12 protein-coding genes are annotated in these 17163 nt (G+C 62.7%); 10 read left to right on the top strand and 2 right to left on the bottom strand.

Going from position 1 to position 17163, the window contains the following annotated elements; genetic code table 11:
* Positions 1-94: 94 nt before the first annotated feature.
* The 6 genes from AC2CGW_RS00135 (at position 95) to AC2CGW_RS00110 (ending at position 10244) form a co-directional block, all read left to right on the top strand.
* Positions 95-4549: an NEL-type E3 ubiquitin ligase domain-containing protein gene (locus AC2CGW_RS00135; RefSeq protein ID WP_484573349.1), complete on the top strand. Its 4455-nt coding sequence runs from the start codon at positions 95-97 to the stop codon at positions 4547-4549.
* Positions 4550-4688: 139 nt separating this feature from the next.
* Positions 4689-6335: an AMP-binding protein gene (locus AC2CGW_RS00130; protein WP_186666158.1), complete on the top strand. Its 1647-nt coding sequence runs from the start codon at positions 4689-4691 to the stop codon at positions 6333-6335.
* Between the two features lie 12 nt (positions 6336-6347).
* Positions 6348-7115, top strand: a complete 768-nt coding sequence (locus AC2CGW_RS00125) for an SDR family NAD(P)-dependent oxidoreductase (protein WP_484573348.1) — start codon at positions 6348-6350, stop codon at positions 7113-7115.
* Between the two features lie 12 nt (positions 7116-7127).
* Positions 7128-8321 carry an acetyl-CoA C-acyltransferase gene (locus AC2CGW_RS00120; RefSeq protein ID WP_484573347.1) on the top strand — a complete coding sequence of 398 codons (1194 nt, stop codon included), beginning with the start codon at positions 7128-7130 and terminating at the stop codon, positions 8319-8321.
* Between the two features lie 8 nt (positions 8322-8329).
* Entirely contained in the window at positions 8330-9457 is a 1128-nt protein-coding gene (locus tag AC2CGW_RS00115) for an acyl-CoA dehydrogenase (protein ID WP_484573346.1), read from the top strand.
* Positions 9458-9470: 13 nt separating this feature from the next.
* The gene (locus tag AC2CGW_RS00110; protein WP_484573345.1) at positions 9471-10244 is read left to right on the top strand and encodes an enoyl-CoA hydratase; all 774 of its coding nucleotides are present in this window, start codon (positions 9471-9473) and stop codon (positions 10242-10244) included.
* Between the two features lie 36 nt (positions 10245-10280).
* Here the strand turns inward: AC2CGW_RS00110 and AC2CGW_RS00105 are convergent, their stop codons facing one another.
* Complete coding sequence (locus tag AC2CGW_RS00105; protein WP_484573344.1) at positions 10281-14810, bottom strand: hypothetical protein; 4530 nt, start codon at positions 14808-14810, stop codon at positions 10281-10283.
* A gap of 371 nt (positions 14811-15181) precedes the next feature.
* Between AC2CGW_RS00105 and AC2CGW_RS00100 the strand changes: the two genes are divergently transcribed.
* Together AC2CGW_RS00100 and AC2CGW_RS00095 are read left to right on the top strand one after the other, a co-directional pair.
* Positions 15182-15586: a TraR/DksA family transcriptional regulator gene (locus tag AC2CGW_RS00100; protein WP_186666151.1), complete on the top strand. Its 405-nt coding sequence runs from the start codon at positions 15182-15184 to the stop codon at positions 15584-15586.
* A 187-nt stretch (positions 15587-15773) separates the two neighbouring features.
* The gene (locus tag AC2CGW_RS00095; RefSeq protein WP_186666663.1) at positions 15774-15968 is read left to right on the top strand and encodes a hypothetical protein; all 195 of its coding nucleotides are present in this window, start codon (positions 15774-15776) and stop codon (positions 15966-15968) included.
* Here AC2CGW_RS00095 and AC2CGW_RS00090 read toward each other — a convergent pair.
* On the bottom strand, positions 15965-16162 hold the full coding sequence (locus AC2CGW_RS00090; RefSeq protein ID WP_186666683.1) for a hypothetical protein: 198 nt from the start codon (positions 16160-16162) through the stop codon (positions 15965-15967). The genes AC2CGW_RS00095 and AC2CGW_RS00090 overlap by 4 nt on opposite strands.
* Positions 16163-16476: 314 nt before the next feature.
* Between AC2CGW_RS00090 and AC2CGW_RS00085 the strand changes: the two genes are divergently transcribed.
* Positions 16477-16947 carry a hypothetical protein gene (locus AC2CGW_RS00085; protein WP_186666150.1) on the top strand — a complete coding sequence of 157 codons (471 nt, stop codon included), beginning with the start codon at positions 16477-16479 and terminating at the stop codon, positions 16945-16947.
* Positions 16944-17156 (top strand): hypothetical protein, encoded by a 213-nt coding sequence (locus AC2CGW_RS00080; protein ID WP_186666149.1) that lies wholly within the window; start codon positions 16944-16946, stop codon positions 17154-17156. The genes AC2CGW_RS00085 and AC2CGW_RS00080 overlap by 4 nt, the downstream gene beginning before the upstream one ends.
* Positions 17157-17163 lie beyond the last annotated feature (7 nt).

Here is a 17163-nt window from a genome sequence, read left to right as displayed (position 1 = left end):
GGTTGCAGGCCATGGTTGGAGTTCATTCCTCCTGCCGTGGCTTGAGGGGGGCCGGCGATAGTGCATGGCGAAGTTTGCGAAAGGAGCCTATCCCATGACATCTGTTTCTCCCCCGACCGTCGGCAAACCCAGCGTTGCCGAGGCAGTCGATGACTTTATCCGCACCGGGTTGCCCGACTGGCTCAAGCGCGCCTCGCCGGCCCAGATCAACCGCCTGCGGGACCGCTTCAAGAGCAGCCGGGCCAGCCAGGACAAGGTACGTGCGGCAACGCTCGACCTGATCCCGCTGCACACCTTCGCACTCGAGCAGTTCACGGCCTTGCTCGGCGGCCGGTTGCCGAAGGGCAGTACGCTCGATCAGTTGCAATGGCTGGATGTCAGGCGCGAGTTTGGCCTGGTTCCGGGCGTGCATTGGCCGTTCTATCGACCGGATTACAAGCGCCAGCCAGGGTTGTTGCGACTGATGCAGAACTTCCACGCCGATGACGCCGTACTCGAGGGCAGCGGGCTTGTGCATCCGGGGGCCGATGTTGTGCTGTCAGGCCCGGCGAGCGATCTGGCACGCGACTGTCGCAAGAAAAACGTCGGCAGCCTTTACCAGGCGCAGTTGGAAAAGGTTTTCAGTGCGTCGAACTGCGCGCTGCTGGCCGAGGACAAGCGCTCGAGCTTGAGCCTTGTGATCGAGATTGCAGCGCTCAAGGGGGAGATATCGGCGCTTGAGCAGGTCGCCCTGCAGGATATCGCCCAAGGTCGACCCGAGCAGCACGAGACGCTGCTGCGAGGCTATCCCGGCATGCTGACGGTGTTGGGATACCGTATCGTCGATGGCTTGACTATCGCTCTGCGCGACGCTGCCGGTGTGAGCAAGGGCATCATCCTGTACCTGCCCAGCGACCCACAGCATGCCCTGCGTCGCTACGACTCGTGGGAAGACTTGTGTGCCGCCCTGATCACTGCGCTTGGGGACAAGACCTACCTGGTGTTCTTCAGTGGCCTGATTGCGCTGGAGCAGCGCCCGGCGTTCCTGCAGACACTGGGCAAACGCTTGGCCGATGCCAGCCCGGACTTGCAGATCGAAGGCAGTACAGCGCAGGGCGAGCTGTTCGCGGAACTGGTGGCACAGCAGGTCCGACGGGTGAAGTCCGACGCGCGTTACCTGTTGGTGCCGACTGCTGATGCTGATCATGCTGCGACCCAGTCACGCCTGCAGGCGTGGCAGTCGGTCGGGCTTGGCCTGGCCAATCTGGCGGGGCTGTTCATTCCAGCGATCGGGGCGATGCTGTTTGGCCAGTTGGTGGTGCAGACCCTTTCGCAGGTGTTCGAAGGGGTGTTGGACTGGACCCGTGGTCATCAACACGAAGCCCTTGAGCATCTGTTCGGGGTGGCCGAGACCGTTGCTGTCACGGCTGCGGTGGCGGGAGGCGCAGCGGTGGTTGCGCGCGGGTTCACCCGCGCCAGTCATGTCGATGGCCTGGAACCTGTCGCTGTGCCGGGCGTCGGCATGCGTCTGTGGTCAAACTCGCTGGCCCCTTATGTTGCCGAGCCGCAACAGCCGCGCCTGCAGGATGATGGGCTTTATAGCAGTGCCGACACGCGCTGGCTGCGGGTTGGCAAACGTTTCTTCGCAGTGCACCAACCCTCGGCTGAAGGTGGCTGGCGCGTGCGTCATCCGCTGCGTGTGGCTGCCTATGGGCCGGCACTGGAAACCCTTGGCGAGCGTGGCTGGCGGCTGCACCTGGAGCGACCGCTGGAGTGGTCGGACGAGGCACGGATGCTGCAGAGCCTGTGGCCCCAGGAGCCGCTGTTGACCCGCACCGAGGCGATGGCCGTTCTCGACATGGCGGACATGAGCGTCGAAGAACTGCGTGGCTTGCTGGTGGACAACCGTGAGCTTCCGGCCAATCTGCGCGAGACGTTGCGACGCTTCGACGCGGACCGGCAGGTCTCGGCATTCTTCACGGCGTTGGCCGCGGATCAGGCACCCGCGGACGATGCGCGCATCGAGGCGTGGTGCCTGGCATTGCCAGGTTCGCGCAAGGCGGACAAGGCCACGCTGCGCACGACCTTGCTGGCGCAGGGATCCGCGCTGCGCCACGATCTGTTCCGGTATCTGGTGGCCGAGAACCTGCCTGCAGACCCGTTGTGTACGCTGTTGCAGCGCGACTTTCCCGGGTTGCCTGCCCGCTATGCCCAGCAGGCAACTGCCAGGGTGTCGAGCCATCTGCGCAAGATCGCCCTGGCTGAATCACGTGTGCCGTTGGATGTGGCGAACGACGCCCGCGGCCTGTTGCAGCTGGCCCGCCTGAACCGCGCTTGCGAATCGCTGTACCTGGACAATGTATACAGCGACGAGGGCGCCGAGCTGATCCTGGCGCTGGCGGCACGGCTACCCGGGTGGCCACAGGCGTTACGCCTGGTGCTGCGCGAAGGAGCCCTTGATGGGCGGGTGGTCAAGGCTATCGGACCGGTTGCCGACGCTGCCTCCCAGGTCACATTGGTGCACAAGGACTGCCAGTTCCAACGCTATGACCATGACGCACGGAAGCAGGGTGAACCTGCGATGTCCCTGGGACAGGCGCTGATCGACGCGCTGTCGGTCGAGGTGCGGACCGAACTGGGACTGGCAGGTGCAAATGCAGATTTGCTGTTGCGCACGGCGTTGCGTGCACAACTGCCGGGCACACGCAGTGAGCGTGTGCACCTGCTGGGCTGGACCCTGGGGAAACCGTGGTTCAACCCCGGACGGCGCATGGCCGATGGGCGTGTCGGGTATCCGCTCAGTGGGCGTGGGCAGCCCGGCTCGTCCTGGCAGGCGCTGCTGGATCGTCTACGCGCGATCTACCCGGATCTCTTGCCCGCCCAACTCGAGGCACGGCTGAGCCAGATGCAGCAGGTGTCCGGGTCTGTGTACCGGCGACTGGCCGAGCTTGAGCATGATTACGAACGGCTGGAGAGTGCACTCACGGGGTGGCTCAGCGCCGGGCTTGGCGGCAGCAGCCACGCCGCTCGCGTCCAGGCTGCCGAGCGCATGCGCCAGGCCTGGCGCCTTCAGGAAGGGCAGCAGACCCTGGTGCTCAGTGGCGCACAATTGCAAACCCTGCCCGCTTTCGCCCAATCGACTACGTTCGACAACGTTACCACGCTGGTGATCAGCGACACCTCGCTCAACCATATACCGTCCGATTTCCTGCGTTGCTTCAGTGCCCTGCGCGAGCTGGACCTGGGGGGCAATCATCTGCTGGCGGTGCCGCGAGGTATCGCCTGTCTGGTTGAGCTGCGTCGCCTGCGCCTGGCAAGCAACGCCATTCGTCTCGATGAGGCGGGTATCCAGGCGTTGACCGGCCTGCCACATTTGAGCCAGTTGGACCTGAGCAACAATCCGCTGGGGGCGTTGGTCCTGCGCTTCAATCACTTGCCGCAACTGCGCGAGGTCAGTGTGCGCCATTGTCGATTGGGCGCCTGGCCGGACGGTCTGGAGCAGTGCGGGTTTCTCGAGCGCGCCGACCTGCGCGACAACCAGATTCGTGTTGTGCCAGCGGCCGTCCTGCAGATGCCGAATGTTTTTCGCCGCGGCTTCATGGTCGACGGCAATCCTTTGTCGAACAGTGAGCTGCAAGGGCTCTATGGCCTCGACACGATCCAGGAGCACCTGCACCTTCCCGAGCGAATGGCCCGGCAGAATATCGACACCGTGCGCGCCGCGTGGTTGGACAGGGTCGATGCGGAGTTGCACAACGCGCGGCTGTTCCAGTGGAACACGCTGCAGGCGATGCCCGACAGTGACGGGTTCTTCCAGTTGCTGGGTTGGTTGACGCTCACCCAGGACTACGCCCAGGTGCCTGAGGTGCTGTCGACGCGGGTGTGGTCGGTGCTCGATGCCATCAGCGCCGACGCTGACCTGCGCAACCGGCTGTACGCGCTGGCCGATGAGAACCTGACCTGCCTGAATGCGGTCAGTGATCGTTTCAGTGACTTGCAGCGCTATGTAGCGATTGCCCGTGCCGATGCCAACACCTTGCATGAGCGGGGCGTTGAGCTGATCACGCTCGGTCAGGGGCTGTTTCGCCTGGACCGGCTGGACCTGTTCGCCCGTGCCGACATCCGTCGCCGGGTCGAGGCCCGTGACAGTGTCGACCAGCTTGCGGTGCGCCTGTACTACCGCGTGAGCCTGCGGGAACGCCTGAGCCTGCCTTTCACTTCGCGGTTCATGGCCTATGCCTCGGCGGCCGAGGTGACAGATAGCCAGCTTCAGGATGCGTTGGTGGCGGTGAGGGCCGCGGAGTCGATCGAAGCCTTGGGTGAAAGCCTGAGCCAGCGTGCGTTCTGGCGACGCTATATGCTCGAGCGCCATGCTGCGGTCTTCGACGGCGTCGAAACGGCCCATCAGGCGCGGTTGGTGGCGCTGCAGGCCAGGGCTGACCAGCTTTCGGCCGAGGACCTTGCCCTGGAGATCGAGGCGCTGGGGGGGCAGCGGGACGTCGAGGAACTCGAGATGATCCGTGAGATGACCCGGCAAATGCTGAAGGGCAGGGAGCGAGGGCTTGGCTGAATGCTCTGGGCGCTGACGCCACAGTGACCAAACCGATCATGCCTGATGAGCGCTTTTGCCATTGTCCGCAAGCTCAGGCAGCGCGACTATCGTCGGACCAAGGGTTCAACTCCAACAACAAGAAACCAGGAGTCCGACGATGCGTGATTACGCCGAGGCCGCGCGAGCATTCGAATATGCCCGGGTTGCCGCAGCCGCCTTGCAGGGCAACCTGCAGGCACTCAATGCCTGTGTCGAGTGCTGTGACCGGCATGTAGGAGGCAACCTGCCTGCGCTGATCTGTGAAGACCAGGAGGGTAACGGCGCACGCTACAGTTTCGAGCAACTGCAGGCCATGGCGGCACGCATGGGCAATGTCCTGAAGGATCAGGGCGTGGGGCCCGGGGACCGGGTCGCCGGCCTGATGCCACGTACCGTCGAACTGCTGGTGACGATTCTGGCGACCTGGCGCTTGGGGGCGGTGTACCAGCCGTTGTTCACCGCGTTCGGCCCCAAGGCCATCGAGCACCGCCTGGAGCAGTCCCATGCCCGGGTGGTGGTCACTGATCGCAACAACCGCCCCAAGCTGGACGATGTCAGCGGATGCCCGACGATCATCACGGTCGGTGCCGCAGCGCACGAGCTGGATTTCCAGCAGGCGTTGGCGGCAGCGAGCGATCACTGCGAGCCGGTAATGCGCAGCGGCGACGACCCCTTCCTGTTGATGTTCACGTCCGGCACCACAGGGCCGGCCAAACCGCTCGAGGTCCCGCTGCGCGCGATTATCGCCTTTCAGGGCTACATGCGCGATGCCATCGACCTGCGCCCCGACGATACCTTCTGGAACCTGGCCGATCCGGGTTGGGCCTATGGCCTGTACTACGCTGTCACCGGCCCACTGGCGCTGGGACATGCCACCACCTTCTACGATGGTCCGTTCAGCGTCGAGAGCTGTGCACGGATCATCGACAAGCTGGGCATCAGCAACCTGGCCGGCTCGCCTACCGCCTATCGCCTGCTGATCGCAGCCGGTGAGGCGTTCTCGGCACCGATCCAGGGGCGCCTGCGGGTGGTCAGCAGTGCCGGTGAGCCGCTCAATCCCGAGGTGATCCGCTGGTTCGCCGAGGCCTTGAACGTGACCATCCACGATCACTATGGCCAGACCGAGTTGGGCATGGTGTTGTGCAACCACCATGGCCTGGTGCATCCGGTGCACTTGGGATCGGCTGGTTTCGCCATCCCCGGGCATCGCATCGTGGTGCTGGACGAAGCCGGCAACGAGCTGCCGGCCGGTCAGCCAGGGATACTGGCAGTCGACCGCGAGCAATCGCCGCTGTGCTGGTTTGGCGGTTACCACGGCGTCCCCACCAAGGCGTTCATCGGCAAGTACTACCTTTCCGGCGATACCGTCGAGCTCAACACCGACGGCAGCATCAGCTTCGTCGGTCGCAGCGACGATGTGATCACCACCTCCGGCTACCGCGTCGGCCCGTTCGATGTGGAGAGCGCGCTGATCGAACACCCGGCGGTGATCGAGGCGGCGGTGGTGGGCAAGCCTGACCCGCAGCGTACCGAGCTGATCAAGGCCTTCGTGGTGCTGGCTGCAGACCATAGCGCCAGTCCCGAGCTGGAAGAGGCCCTGCGCCAGCATGTGCGCCAGCGCCTGTATGCCCACGCTTACCCGCGTGAAATCGAATTCGTTGGCGAGCTGCCCAAGACTCCGAGCGGCAAGCTGCAACGCTTCATCCTGCGCAATCAGGAAATCGCCAAGCAACGCGCTGCGCAGGCCACCCCTGCTGGCGCCTGAAGGAAAACCTCCATGAACGCTCAACGCAAAAGTTTCATCGTCACCGGCGCCGCCTCTGGGCTGGGTGCCGCTACCGCACACATGCTGGTCGAGGCCGGCGCCCGTGTGATGCTGGTCGACCTCAACGCCGAGGCGGTCGAAGCCAAGGCGCGGGAGCTGGGTGATAACGCCCGTTTCGCAGTGGCCGACATCAGCAACGAGCAGGCCGCCCAGGCGGCGGTCGAGGCTGCCGTCAACGCCTTCGGCGGCCTGCACGGGCTGGTCAACTGCGCCGGTATCGTCGGCGCCGAAAAGGTCTTGGGCAAACAGGGACCGCATGGCCTCGCAAGCTTTGCCAAGGTGATCAACGTCAACCTGGTCGGCAGCTTCAACATGCTGCGCCTGGCCGCTGCGGCCATGGCTGAAGGGCCTGCGGACGAGGGGGGGGAGCGGGGCGTGATCATCAATACCGCCTCCATCGCCGCCTATGACGGGCAGATCGGCCAGGCGGCCTATGCCGCCTCCAAGGGCGCGATTGCCAGCCTGACACTGCCGACCGCCCGTGAACTGGCGCGCTTCGGTATCCGCGTGATGACCATCGCCCCCGGCATCTTCGAAACACCGATGATGGCGGGCATGACCCAGGAGGTGCGTGACTCGCTCGCCGCAGGCGTTCCCTTCCCACCACGCCTTGGGCGCCCGCAGGAGTACGCCGCGCTGGCCCGCCACATCATCGAGAACAGCATGCTCAACGGCGAGGTGATTCGCCTCGACGGCGCACTGCGCATGGCTGCCAAGTAAGGAGAAATACCCATGACCCTCGCCAACGATCCGGTTGTCATCGTCAGTGCCGTGCGCACGCCCATGGGTGGCCTGCAGGGCGACCTGAAAAGCCTCACCGCACCGCAACTGGGCAGCGTGGCGATCCGTGCTGCAGTCGAGCGGGCCGGCCTCGATGCCGGCAGTGTCGAGCAGGTGCTGTTCGGTTGCGTGTTGCCCGCCGGACTCGGCCAGGCACCGGCGCGTCAGGCGGCGCTGGGTGCAGGCCTGGACAAGCACACCACCTGCACCACCCTGAACAAGATGTGCGGTTCCGGCATGCAGGCGGCGATCATGGCCCATGACCTGCTGCTGGCCGGCAGTGCCGATGTGGTGGTGGCAGGTGGCATGGAAAGCATGACCAACGCCCCGTACCTGCTGGACAAGGCTCGCGGTGGCTATCGCATGGGCCATGGCAGGATCATCGACCACATGTTCATGGACGGCCTCGAGGATGCCTACGACAAAGGCCGCCTGATGGGCACCTTCGCCGAAGATTGCGCCCAGGCCGGCGCCTTCAGTCGCGAGGCCCAGGATAACTTCGCCATTGCCTCGCTGACCCGCGCCCAGGACGCGATCAAGAATGGCCGCTTCAGCGCCGAGATCGTGCCGGTTGAGGTCACCGAGGGCAAGGAGAAAAGGGTTATCAAGGACGACGAACAGCCGCCCAAGGCCCGTCTGGACAAGATTCCCCAGCTCAAGCCGGCCTTCCGCGAGGGGGGCACGGTGACCGCTGCCAACTCCAGCTCCATCTCCGACGGCGCCGCGGCCCTGGTACTCATGCGCCGCAGTGAAGCCGACAAGCGTGGCCTCAACCCGCTGGCGGTGATCCACGGTCACGCAGCCTTCGCCGATACGCCTGCGCTGTTCCCGACCGCGCCGATCGGCGCCATCGACAAGCTGGTCAAACGCACTGGCTGGAGCCTGGCGGATGTGGACCTGTTCGAGATCAACGAAGCCTTTGCCGTGGTCACCCTGGCCGCGATGAAGCACTTTGACCTGCCCCACGACAAGGTCAACATCCATGGTGGCGCCTGTGCTCTGGGCCATCCGATCGGCGCTTCCGGCGCGCGCATCCTGGTGACGCTGCTGTCGGCCCTGCGCCAGAACAACCTGCGCCGCGGGATCGCGGCCATCTGCATCGGCGGCGGCGAAGCCACGGCGATCGCGGTCGAATGCCTGTACTGAGGTGAGCCATGCTGGTAACTGACGAGCAACAACAGATCGCCGATGCGGTGAAGGACTTCGCCCAGGAGCGCCTCAAGCCGTTTGCCGAGCAATGGGACAAGGCGCATCGCTTCCCGCGCGAGGCCATCGATGAGATGGCCGGGCTTGGCCTGTTCGGGATGCTGGTGCCGGAGCAGTATGGTGGCAGCGACACCGGCTATGTCGCCTACGCCATGGCCCTGGAAGAGATCGCCGCCGGCGACGGGGCCTGCTCGACCATCATGAGCGTGCACAACTCGGTGGGTTGCGTGCCGATCCTGAAGTTCGGCACCGAAGCGCAGAAGCAACGTTACCTGGTGCCGTTGGCCAGCGGCGCGATGCTCGGTGCCTTCGCCCTCACCGAGCCCCAGGCGGGCTCCGATGCCAGCTGCCTGAAGACGCGTGCGCGCCTGGAGGGCGATCACTACGTGCTCAATGGCAGCAAGCAGTTCATCACTTCCGGCCAGAACGCCGGGGTGGTGATCGTCTTCGCGGTCACCGATCCCGAGGCGGGTAAGCGCGGGATCAGTGCGTTCATCGTGCCCACCGACACGCCGGGCTATCAGGTGGTGCGGGTTGAAGAAAAACTCGGCCAGCACGCCTCCGACACCTGCCAGATCGTCTTCGATGATGTGCGGGTGCCGGTGGCCAATCGCCTGGGTGAAGAGGGGCAGGGCTACAAGATCGCTTTGGCCAACCTCGAGGGCGGACGTATCGGCATCGCTTCGCAGGCCGTCGGCATGGCCCGTGCGGCGTTCGAGGTCGCGCGTGACTACGCCAAGGAGCGCCAGAGCTTCGGCAAGGTACTGGTCGAGCACCAGGCCGTGGCCTTCCGTCTGGCCGACATGGCCACGCGCATCGCCGTGGCCAGGCAGATGGTGCTGCATGCGGCAGCCCTGCGCGATGCCGGGCGCCCGGCATTGGTGGAAGCGTCGATGGCCAAGCTTTTCGCCTCGGAAATGGCCGAAAAGGTCTGTTCGGATGCCTTGCAGACGCTCGGCGGATATGGCTATCTGAAGGACTTCCCGCTGGAGCGCATCTATCGCGATGTGCGGGTTTGCCAGATCTACGAAGGCACCAGTGACATTCAGCGCATGGTCATTGCGCGCAATTTTTGAAGGAGCAGCTTGCATGGCATTCGAAACAATCCTGCTGGACATCCATGGCAAGGTCGGCCTGATCACCCTCAACCGTCCCCAGGCGCTCAATGCCCTGAACGCGCAGATTGTGGCCGAGATCAACCAGGCCCTGGATCAGCTCGAGCGTGATCCGAACATCGGTTGCGTGGTCCTGACCGGTTCTGCCAAGGCCTTCGCCGCGGGCGCCGACATCAAGGAGATGGCCGAGCTCAAGTACCCGCAGATCTATGTCGACGACCTGTTCAGCGACGCCGACCGCATCGCCAATCGGCGCAAACCGATCATCGCCGCGGTGTCGGGTTTTGCCCTGGGCGGTGGCTGCGAACTGGCGATGATGTGCGACTTCATTCTCGCCGGGGACAACGCCAAGTTTGGCCAGCCGGAGATCAACCTCGGCGTGCTGCCGGGCATGGGCGGAACCCAGCGCCTGACCCGCGCCGTGGGCAAGGCCAAGGCCATGGAGCTGTGCCTGACTGGCCGTCTGATGGGCGCAGAGGAGGCCGAGCGGGCAGGGCTGGTGGCGCGCGTGGTGCCCCAGGCCGAGCTGCTGGAAGAGGCGCTGAAGGTGGCGGCGACCATCGCCAGCAAGTCGATCCCGGTGAGCATGATGGTCAAGGAAAGCGTCAATCGTGCTTTCGAGGTGAGCCTGAGCGAGGGTGTGCGGTTCGAACGTCGCGTGTTCCACGCGGCGTTTTCCACGGAAGATCAGAAGGAAGGTATGGCAGCGTTCATCGCCAAGCGCGAGGCGCAGTTCAAGGGCTGTTGAGGTCGAGGGGCAGCGCCAGGGCGCTGCCCCGCTGTTTCAGTCCGTGAAGAAGTATTTTTTCGCGTCGGCCAACGAGATCGGGCTGCGGTACACCTCTTCCTGATTCAGCGTCTGCGGGCTGGTGACCGTCTTGCCCTGGGCAAAGCGTTGACTGGCCAGCTTCAGATGGCCGGCAACGAAATCCACCTTGGCGGCGGTTTTCGAGCGATAGTGAAAGTGGGCGTACCAGATCGCCTGCTCGTCGTGCTGCACGACATATTCGTCGAGGAAATCAGCAGGCCTGCCCTTGACCTTGGTCAGGGCTTTGCGCGTGCCAACAGGGCTGATCGTCACCTGGTTCTGCTTGATCAGGAATTGCAGCTCACCCATGCGCGGTTTTTGCTTGAGTGCCGCTTTGGTACGCAGCCTGAGGCTTTCGGTCGTGAGCTGTGCCGCAAGGTCCTCGATCTCCTTGATGACGATCGCCGCGTCGCTGTCTGCGCTGGCCTCATCGGTGGCATTGTCCGCAGTGAGACGGCGTTCTATGGCCTCGCGGGCGCTGTCGAGGCTGGCGCGATGGTCCGTGAGAATTTCCTCTATCTCTACCGGCAGGTAGTCGTTCGAGTATGACTTGCCGAGGTGTACCAGCTCCTTGCGTGCCGCAGCCATGCACGACTTGCCGTTCTTGAGCAGGCGCTTGAGCTTGGGCGGTTGTGCCGGAACAGGTGCTGCCTCGCGCGCTGCTACTTCCAGCTCGACCCAGCGATCGTCCTGGAGTGTGTAGCTGCGAGAGGGTGTCTCACTTGCGGGGGTGGGGATGTCGACGATGTTCGGATTGCCTTCACGTACTGTACCTAGCAGGATGCCATGCTCCTGTGTCTCGATCAGCCCGGGCAGTTGCGCTCGCAGTTGCTGGACCGTGCTGACCGGGATGAACTCAGGCAGCTCGTCGGCCTCCTTGGTCACGTCGTTCGTGAACGCATCGAAATCCTGCTCCATGCGCTTTAATTCATCATGGCTGCGCTCTGGGTCCATATGGCTGATCAGATTGTTCAGTTGTCGCCGAGCCGTTCTGAGCTGGCCGGTGATGCTGTGCAGAACCCTGGCGATAACTTCCTCTCCAGGGCTCTTCAACCTGGCCAGTTGCAGGTGCTGGGTGATGCTCATCTGCAGGTTGTTCCAGGCGCGCTTCATCCAGAAGGAGCCTTCCTCATCCAGTTGCTGGAGCATGGTCAGGCGGTTGGTGCAGGCCTCGATACGCATCCAGCGCAGTACCAGGTTAGAGGCAGGCTTGATGCCACCTTTGTCCACCACCTCGATGTAGCCACTAATCTCGGTCTGGTGTTCGCTGCGCAGCTTTTCGAGTTGTGCTCTTTGCTCGGTGAGCAGGGAGCCGTGCTCTACCATCTGGTCCAGCAGCAACAGTATCTTCTCAATGCATTCGGTAAGGGTGGTGGCCTCTGCAGGGGTTATCTCATGGCCACTGTTCTGCCGATCGTACATTTCGAGCATCCGAGCGCGCAGTGGTTCATGCAAGCGATTCAGTGCACGGAAGACCTCCTGTTCGCAGCGCACATGCTGGCTGAGGGCAAACGCTCGGCGGATCTTGTACTTCTCCAGTACTGCGCGCTCGTTGCGTTGTCTGAGGTGCTCCAGGTGTTGCTCCCAGAACGTCGAGCATTCCTTGGCGGTCCCCAGGTACTTATGCAACGACGCTTCATCCTCCTTGCCCCCGACTTCCTTCACTGCATCGACCAGCATCTGCTGACGGCTTTGAGATTGCGCGCGTTCCTCGATGATTGTCGCGTTCAGCGTTGCCAGGGCCTTTGCGTTCTCGGCCCTGAGCTGTGTGATTCGCTTGCCCAGGGGCATGCCACCCTTGAGGTGCAGACGCAGGTCCAATCCCCAGCGGCCATCCTCCTCGCGGCGAATCCAGGGGCCCAGCTTGTCCGGGTTGGCGGTGTCGATGATGCGCTGACGCTGTGCGACAGGATCCAGTTGTACCTCGTAGACACTGCCGCCGAGTGAGACCCAGGTGCGTGCGTCATGCAGGAACAGGCCCTGCAATGCACCCTGAGGTATCGGAGGCCCCAGTTCGTCGATCTCATAGGGCGCCCGCAGCGCCAGCAGCGACTGACGCTGGGCACTGTCGAGCTTGAACAAAGGATTGCTCCAGGAGAAATCGGCCAGAGGATCGGCGCTCCCGTTTACCAGCGTCGGCAACTGATCGCGGTTGGGCGTGGCCAGCGGGTCGACGATAGGGGGCTCCAGCGGTCGTTGTAGGTCGATCCTTCGACGAGCATGGGCGAACAGCAGTGTGGCGAGGTTCAGCAACAGTTCCACCAGGCTGGCGGCACGGTCACTGGTGTCCTGTGGCCGGTCGCTGGTTGCCTGGAGGAAAGTGGTTTCCATCTGCACGATCCAGCCCGCAGTAGCCACGGATTCGGGCGCGAAAGGCAGTACCGTATTGAGCAGCAGCCAACCCAGTGTCTGCCAGCGTGCCCAACGTGCCTGTTCGCTGCTTTGCGCATGGCTGCTGAATTGCGCAATGGTTTCCTCTACGCAGGCCTTGTACAGCGCTGATGCGGGGTCTGGGCAGGGTGGTTCGATCGACAGCGACGCAGGGGCGGGCTTGCCGAACGGCACCGCCCAATCGTCCTCTCCTGGATGAAACAGGTGCGGTTCGCGAAAACCGCCGTAGGCGTATACCTTGCGCGCCTGTTCCGGGAGCCGTTGCAGGATGTCGTCCTGCAGGTCGCCAGGTGTGGCGAGCGCCTCGAACAGCGCCATGCGGTCCTGGAAGTACGACAGGGGGGTGGCCAGCAGCGGGCGATAGAGCAGGCATGGGCCCCCATTGTAGGCATTCTGCTCGATCAGCCAGGTATTGCTCACAGGATCAGGGCTGGCATCGAGGCTCGACAGCAACGCGAAGGGTCGAAGGTACCACTGAGCCGACTGGGTCGGCGGGGTGGCAAACACTTCGGCGATCTCTCTGGAGAGGTCGGGGCCCGAGGTCAGGCCGCGCAGGTTCAGGTCCATGACCAGCAGCGGCAACTGGCTGCGCAACTGTTTGCGCAGCAGCGCTGTGCGACGCTGTGCGGCTTGCGGGTCCTCGAGCAACTTGGCGCGCAGCATTTGCGGGTAGTGCTTTGCGATGTCCGCCTGGGTGATCAGTGCGCGTAGGTAGGATTCGTCGAACCATGCCGGCACGTCACTGCCATCGATGGATTCGACCACCACTTTGCCAGGTTGCAGCAGGCCCAGGTTGGCAATGGCCAATTGCGCGAGATCGAATCGTTCGACGTGAATGCTGCCACTGGTTACCAGGGAACCTGCCCCGGGTATTGCGACGGCAGTGACCTGATGGTTCGCGACGCGCAGTTGCTTGAGGTCAAGGTCGAAATCGGGATGGTTTTTCAGGATGCATTGGTAAAGCTTGGCATAGGCAAATGCCTGTGCGTCGAGAATACCGTCCAGCCAGCCCTTCCTGCCGGCGCCTTCGTAGGTCTGTGCGATATCGGTCAGTACCAGGGCATAGCGCTGCAGTTGCTCCGGTTGTGCGTTGCGTAACCACACCGGCAACTCCGCGGCCAGGCGGTCATGGGCTGCAGTGTCGTCGATACCGCATAGGCTCAGCATCGAGGTGATGCGGTCGAGCGCCAGTGCGAGTTCGTTGGGGCGTTGAAGTCGGTCGGGTATCGAAGTGACAGTGAGTGAGCCATGCAACTGTTGCTGTAACAGGCCGCTGGCCTGGTTGTCGAACGGTCGACCGGGGATTCCGATCAGGCGCATCATTTTCAGTGCAGGCGGTAATACGGCGGGTAGACGCCGCCTGGCCCGGGCCAGCATCGCGTTACGGCTTTGATACTGCAGTAATCGACCACTGGTGGTGAACAGCAAGGTGACCGCCTCTTTATCTTCAGAGGCCGGGCTTTCGATCAACAAGGCACTGGCAAGGTCCGGGTCGAGTTGCCAATTGTCCAGCATATCCAGGCGCACGTTGTGCAGAACGGGATCCTGAGTATCCGAGGTGCCGTCCAGCAGTTGTTGGGCAACCGCCAGCGTCCTGTCGTCCATCCACTGCTCCTTGCGGTGCTCGTCCAGTGCTTTTTTGTAGCGCTCACGCAGGTATTGGCTGCACCATTGCCAGGGCGACTTGCCGTCATGTTTGTCTGCATCCACCCAATAGTCAGTCAGCGCCTGGCGATATTCCTTTAGTAGAAACGGTGCGGTTTCGTTGATCAGGGCCTCGATCGGGTGCAGTGGGGTTTCCAGTGTCTTGTCGTCAAGGCCTGGCTGAGTTTGGACCAGTGTGTCTTGCAGTGGTGTGAGGTTGAGGGTCGTCTTGAGGATGTGGCGCTGTATCAGCATGCTGGTCAGGGAGTGCTGGTAGGGGGCTGTACCGGCCTTGCCTGTGCTGCGAATGGACAAGGTCGCAGGATCGAGTGAGGGATCCAGTTTGCAGGCCAGCCATTGCTGCTTGAGCATACGACTGGCTACATCCTGAAGCGAGGGTCTTGTCTGGAAGTGCTTGGCAATCTCGCAATCCAGGTCACCGACCTGTGGGTGGGGGCTAGAAAGGCTCATGGCCGAGGTTCCTTTATGAAGGGGAACCCCAGATGATCATCGTCGACAGGTGGGGTAGAGGTAGCTTGTCACTACCTGGAGCGGGGCGTTCGGCGTTGCAGCTGCAGGCTGACAGCATGGCGCTGTTGCTGCATATTATCGGGGCGTGCGTTGCCATCCGTGCTGGTGCCCACCCCCGGGTATGATCCTGGGGTAATCCGTCCGATTCGGCAGATTCCTCTGTCATTTCTGTTGCCCCACGGGGCCGCGCACCTTAGACTGCCGCCCCCTGTAAAAGAGTGCCGGTTGGCGCTTGAAGAATTCCGTTGCCTGCGAGCCATCGCCGGTGGCACCCGAATCGCCCAAATGCACATTTTTTCATAGAGAAATCGATGACCAAGGAACAGTTGCTGGCCATGTCGGCCGATGACTACATGAATGCCGATCAGCTCGGGTTCTTTAGCGCGCTGCTGCAAGCGATGAAAGTCGAGACCCATGAGCGCATCGAGCTGAGCCGCGCCACCATCGAAAGCTTGGACACGCCTTCTGATCCGGCCGACGTGGCCTCGGTCGAAGAAGAGCGTCATTGGCTGGTCAATGCCATCGAGCGCGATCAGCGCCTGCTGCCGCAGCTGGAGATGGCCCTGGGCCGTATTGCTGACGAGAGCTTTGGCTGGTGCGATGACAGCGGCGAGCCGATTGGGCTGCAACGCTTGCTGATCAGCCCGACCACCAAATACTGCATCGAAGCCCAGGAGCGTCACGAGCAGCTCGACCGCCACCAGCGGCAGATCTGAACGGACACACTCGGCGCAAGGCCCTGCGGAGCAATCCGCGGGGCCTTTCGCGTTTCCGTAGGGGCTGAAAACATGTCGATTTGTTGCGATTGATGCAATACAGCTCTACGGGCGAGTGCTTTTTCTCGGCTTTGGAGGATCGTATTCTACCCATGTAGTTAGCTTGCTAATTAAGTGGAGAGAAATGATGCAATCCCGGGTCAATGTGGCAGTGATGATAGGTTCCGGCGTACCTGCGATGCTGCGGGCCCGAGGGCAACGGGCGTGCTGGGTGGTGTTGGTCGATGGCGAGCGTCGTGGTACTGCCTTCGCCAGCCGGGCTGAAGCGTTGGAGTGCCAGGCCGCCTGGTTGCAGCAACTGGCGAAGGGATATGCGGCTTAGCGGTCCAGGCTTCGCGCCAGCTCGCAGGCTGCCAGGTGGCTGCGGCGAAACCCCATGACCCGGCCAGTGGTACGCTCGGTGATGTGGAAGAACGCGACGCCGGCGGGAATTACCACGAAACGTGCGACGTTGCGTAGAGGTCGGATGTAAGAAATGTTCGAGACCTCTCGACGGATTTCGGTGTTTTCGTGCATATTCTTTCCCCTGTAAATGCATGGACGAATATCGGACCCATTCTGCCGAGGGGCCTGGCTTTATCTATTGCATCTTTTCTGGCGGCATTGTTGTCAGACAAAACTGTTCCCCATGCGGGATCTATGCCGAGTGTTCTCCAGGGGTTTTGTTGGCGTGCGAGTGTAAAAAATCCTACTTGCCGTATCGATGAGCCCCGCAGACGCTTCAAGCATTGTGTCACTAACCTTTCAGACATCACTTTGAAATGGCCGCCGCGTCACGCCTTCACGACTTCGTGTGGCGGCGGGAAACAACCGGTTCGAGGATCACTTCATTGGCAGTCAGTACTCTGGATACCCACGCCCTGTTCGCTTTGGGCGACTTGCGGGCCAAGTTGGTCAAGCTCTTTCAGGGCCGTTTCATCTACGTCACCGAGCAGAACCCCGATGGCCTTTACATGGCCGAGATCGATACCGACAACGCGATGGTTGTCGATGACAAGCAACGTCTGGAACTGAAGGTCGGGGATCACTTCCGTGCCGCCGTCCTGCCCAGCCGCGAAGGTGGCAAGCTCGAGCTTCGTTTTCGCGAGATCAAGTTCAATGTATATGGGGTGGGTGACTATGCGTTCGTCTCGGTGCCCGAGGGCGACGGCATTGTCTTCCGTGACGGGCAGGGCGTGATGCTTGTGTTCGCTGCCCAGTCCCAGGTGGCGGAAGGCCTGGGCAAACTGCTCAAGGCGGTGACCGGCAAGGTCGCCAAATGGCGCAAGGGCGAGCTGACCACTTTCAAGGCCAGTGAATGAGTGGCGACGATGCGTTGCCTGCGGGGCGCGCCGAGTTTCACCAGCGTCACAAGGCGCAAGCCATTCGGGACGCCGAGCGCCTGATCGCCCATCGAGCACAGTTGAAAGAAGGCTGGCTGGCCTGGGTAGCGGGTGAGCTCTATCGGCTCGGCCCGCCTCCTTATGTGGCCATGGTGCGGCGCGAGCTGCAGCGCCTGACCCAGCACTGACAGCGTT

This window comes from Pseudomonas sp. SYWMCR5 (assembly GCF_057197165.1).
The sequence above is the reverse complement of the archived record's forward strand: the minus strand, read 5'-3'. Positions and strand labels throughout refer to the sequence as shown.